General features: G+C 40.9%; 4 protein-coding genes and 1 other annotated feature. Of the genes, 3 read left to right on the forward strand and 1 reads right to left on the reverse strand.

Features of this window, described 5'->3' with window-relative positions; translation table 11 throughout:
• Positions 1-124: 124 nt before the first annotated feature.
• The 3 genes from DCC82_RS06165 (at position 125) to DCC82_RS06175 (ending at position 2,020) form a co-directional block, all read left to right on the forward strand.
• Entirely contained in the window at positions 125-916 is a 792-nt protein-coding gene (locus DCC82_RS06165; protein ID WP_062679117.1) for a DUF2268 domain-containing putative Zn-dependent protease, read from the forward strand.
• A 71-nt stretch (positions 917-987) separates the two neighbouring features.
• Complete coding sequence (locus DCC82_RS06170; protein ID WP_012749439.1) at positions 988-1,194, forward strand: YuzI family membrane protein; 207 nt, start codon at positions 988-990, stop codon at positions 1,192-1,194.
• 85 nt (positions 1,195-1,279) lie between these two features.
• Positions 1,280-2,020 (forward strand): YjbA family protein, encoded by a 741-nt coding sequence (locus tag DCC82_RS06175; protein WP_012749440.1) that lies wholly within the window; start codon positions 1,280-1,282, stop codon positions 2,018-2,020.
• 120 nt (positions 2,021-2,140) lie between these two features.
• On the opposite strand, the gene trpS is transcribed toward DCC82_RS06175, so the two are convergent.
• On the reverse strand, positions 2,141-3,127 hold the full coding sequence (gene trpS / locus DCC82_RS06180; RefSeq protein WP_108430283.1) for a tryptophan--tRNA ligase: 987 nt from the start codon (positions 3,125-3,127) through the stop codon (positions 2,141-2,143).
• A gap of 48 nt (positions 3,128-3,175) precedes the next feature.
• Positions 3,176-3,420, reverse strand: a binding site (T-box leader).
• Positions 3,421-3,559: the final 139 nt, after the last annotated feature.

The raw sequence follows: 3,559 nt of genomic DNA on the forward strand, positions 1-3,559 counted from the left end.
GTCAACCAGCCGAACGCGGCAGCCAATTAGGCTAGCTGCAAGCCCACGGCTTTAGCCGTTGGGTAGTTGACCTCTTTTTCTTTTCCGTCATACGATAGAAAAAACGGAAAAAGAGGTGAAAAAGATGCCTGTTATTCGTACCGACCAATGGCTCGATGAATGGCATGACAATCCTATTCGGCTATGCCAACATCTAACTTCCTACTTTCCAAACGCCAGAGCACGTGATATTTATCTTTATCTCGTGCGTTACGGTATGTATCAACCGTCAAAAAATATCGGAGAAATGATTAAGCAAATGAAACAAAAAAACATATGGGAACGAGTCGAGGCGGTTTACGAGAAACGAAAAAAGGAATGGAACGGTCCAGATGTGCCTCTTTTTCTTTTTCCAGCAGACACACATAATCGAAAATTGGCTCGTGAGTTTAATAGTAAAGGCGGAGTCGCTTTTCACGATAAATTGCTTATTTTTTTATTACCGCATCATACGGACAAAGAAATCGAGGCATTGATCACACATGAGTATAATCATGTTTGCCGCCTGAAAAAACAAAAAAAGGAAGATGAAGGCGTTACACTTTTAGACGCGATCGTACTAGAAGGACTTGCCGAAAATGCTGTTGGCCGTTATGTTGGCAAGAGTCATCAAGCAAGCTGGACGACCTATTACTCAGATGAACAACTTGATCATTTTTGGAAACGATATGTTTCACCATATCAGTCAATTTTACCACAACATCCGTTATATTCTCGACTTCTCTATGGTCTCGGTTTTTATCCAGCCATGCTTGGTTATGCAGTGGGATATTATATAGTCCGTCGTTGCCTTGAACATGGTGCTCGCTTTTCCGAGTTAATGGGCATTGACTCAGAACAGATGTTGCATCTTGCTTCGTCAGAGAAAAAGGAATAGTCATGATGATCATCGGGTGCTCATATATGTAAAAATAAGATGGACAAGTTAAGAGAAAGAAGAGGGACCCGATGATTCGCATATTTATTTATTTAGTCGGTTTTGGAGTTTCTGTCATTGGCGGGATAACCGTTATTGCTTATTTAAACATTATGACGCCAGAGCGGGGATGGAGCGAATATTTTTCATATATTTGCACAAGAGTAGAATGTTATTTATTACCAATAGGACTTTTACTAATGTGGGGAAGCTTATACTTCCCTTACCGAGAAGAGTAATGGATAAAAAAGGGTAGTATGGAATAAAATTCGCCCCCTCTGCCTATACTGATGGACAAATAGGTTTAGAAGTGAGGGGTATCGTATGCTGTATCTGCATGATGTTTGGGTCAATTGGTTTGAAGGGGAAGAGAACGGATACAACGTATGTCATTTCCATGAATGGCGGAAAGATGATCAAGTGGAACTGCTCGATCAAGTACCGCTTCTCAAAGTGTCTTCTGCGCTATTCAACTATATTGAAAACAGTTTATCGGAAATCCCAAAGCAGCTTCTTGAAGACGTATATCAAAAAGCATATGTGCGAAAAAATCATGAACGCATTCAGCTTGATTATTGTTTTGTCATTACAGACGGTTATGGCATTCTTGCTGTTGATACGATTGGTTATAACATTCCGATTCGGAAAAGCCGCCTTATTCCGAGACAGGAGCAGCTAGTATACGAAATGGTCGCTGAACATCAAGAAGAACCATATCCGCTGCCTGCTCATGAAAAAGAGTATCATATTTTGTCGCCCTCCCCTGAATGGATGATGGGACTTACACGAAAGGAACGACAGCTTAAACAACTTTTATTTATGGCGCTTGACCAACTTCATTTGACGAAAAACGTTGCAGAGGTACGCTACTGGTATACGGAATGGGCGCCGCAAAAATATCCTGATATTCAAAAAATGTCGTTTGAAGAGGCATGGCAGCACTTATACGAAGAGACAAAATACGGCTGGTCCGACAAACATGAGCAGCTATGCGAAAAATTAATTAAAGGACAGCCGTTTTTTGAAAAGCTTTGGGAAATGGAACAGGAGCCAAAAGTGAATTAAGAAAAATAAAGTCGCAATGATGAATGATATTTCTGCCAGAGTCAGCATAGGAAAGCTTAATAAGCATATAAAACATATATAAAAAAGCAAGCCATCGTTCGGCTTGCTTTTATTATTGTTTTAGCGTCTTCTTCCAAGCCCTATCGCTTGTTCCATTTTTTCAAGCATTTCCGTTGCTACTTTGTTTGCTTTTTCTGCTCCTTGGTCAAGCACTTGGTCAAGCGTGCTGCTTTCCAACAAGTCGTAATATTTTTCTTGGATCGGAGTAAGGGTGTCAATAATTACTTGGGCAAGATCAGCTTTAAATACGCCATATCCTTTCCCAGCATATTCTTGTTCAAGTTCTTCAATCGTTTTATTGGCTAAAATCGAATAAATGTTAAGGAGATTGGAAATTCCCGGTTTATTTTCTTTGTCATATCGGATGACGCCTTCAGAATCGGTTACAGCGCTTTTTATTTTCTTTTCAATCGTTTTGGCATCATCAAGAAGTGTAATAAACGACTTTTTGTTTGGATCCGATTTGCTCATTTTTTTCGTTGGATCCGTAAGTGACATAATGCGTGCACCAATTTTTGGAATAAGCGGTTCTGGAATCGTAAAAATCTCTCCATACCGTTTGTTGAATCGTTCCGCTAAATCGCGCGTCAATTCAATATGTTGTTTTTGGTCTTCCCCGACAGGTACGATATCGGTTTTATACAAAAGAATATCCGCAGCCATCAACGGCGGATAGGTAAGCAGCCCAGCACTTACCGCTTCTTTTCCTGCCGACTTATCTTTAAATTGAGTCATTCTTTCTAGTTCACCGATATAAGAAATGCATTGCAGTATCCAACCCGCTTGGGCATGGGCAGGAACTTCCGATTGAATAAACAAAGTAGCTTTATTCGGATCAATGCCGACCGCCAAGTAAAGAGCGGCTAAGCTGCGAATGTTTTTTTGCAGTTCTTCCGGATCTTGCGGAACGGTAATGGCGTGTTGATCGACAATGCAAAAATAGCAGTTGTATTCATGCTGCAATTCCACGAATTGCCGCATTGCTCCGATATAGTTACCAAGCGTAATGACGCCGCTTGGCTGAATTCCTGAAAAGCTCGTTTTCATAACACCACTCCTTTTTTTATCAATTTAAAAAGGCCCTACCCCCTGAGAGTTAGGGACGATAGGACCGCGTTGCCACCCTAGTTATTGCACATGACGTGCAATCACTTTGCCCATGCTTTTTATATGCATGGCGCCTTGATAACGTAAGGCAGACGTCCAAAGCCTACTAAAGCCAACTGCTCATTCAGCCGGATGCTCGAAAGCCCATTCCATATTGCTAGCCGCTTGTTCGCACCACCCACAAGCTCTCTGAAGGCATCGCAATATGTACTCTTCTTTCTCATCGCATGTGCCGTTCCCGTTTTGTTGATTCTTATTGTAAAATATCTAGTTGCTATGTGCAAGTTTCTTTTTATACACTTCAGCTATGAAGAGTATATTTCAAAGTTTTTCGTCAAAATAGGGATTTTCAAATTATCCACAGTTGGTAAA

Origin of the sequence: Geobacillus sp. LYN3 (assembly GCF_003064505.1) — a bacterium.
GTDB classification, from domain to species: Bacteria; Bacillota; Bacilli; order Bacillales; family Anoxybacillaceae; genus Parageobacillus_B; species Parageobacillus_B toebii.

Bases quoted from the DNA above. Each gene is read 5' to 3' on its own strand.
- DCC82_RS06170 (WP_012749439.1), top strand. From the start codon at position 988: ATGATTCGCATATTTATTTATTTAGTCGGTTTTGGAGTTTCTGTCATT.
- DCC82_RS06165 (WP_062679117.1), top strand. From the start codon at position 125: ATGCCTGTTATTCGTACCGACCAATGGCTCGATGAATGGCATGACAAT.
- trpS (WP_108430283.1), bottom strand. From the start codon at position 3,127: ATGAAAACGAGCTTTTCAGGAATTCAGCCAAGCGGCGTCATTACGCTT.
- DCC82_RS06175 (WP_012749440.1), top strand. From the start codon at position 1,280: ATGCTGTATCTGCATGATGTTTGGGTCAATTGGTTTGAAGGGGAAGAG.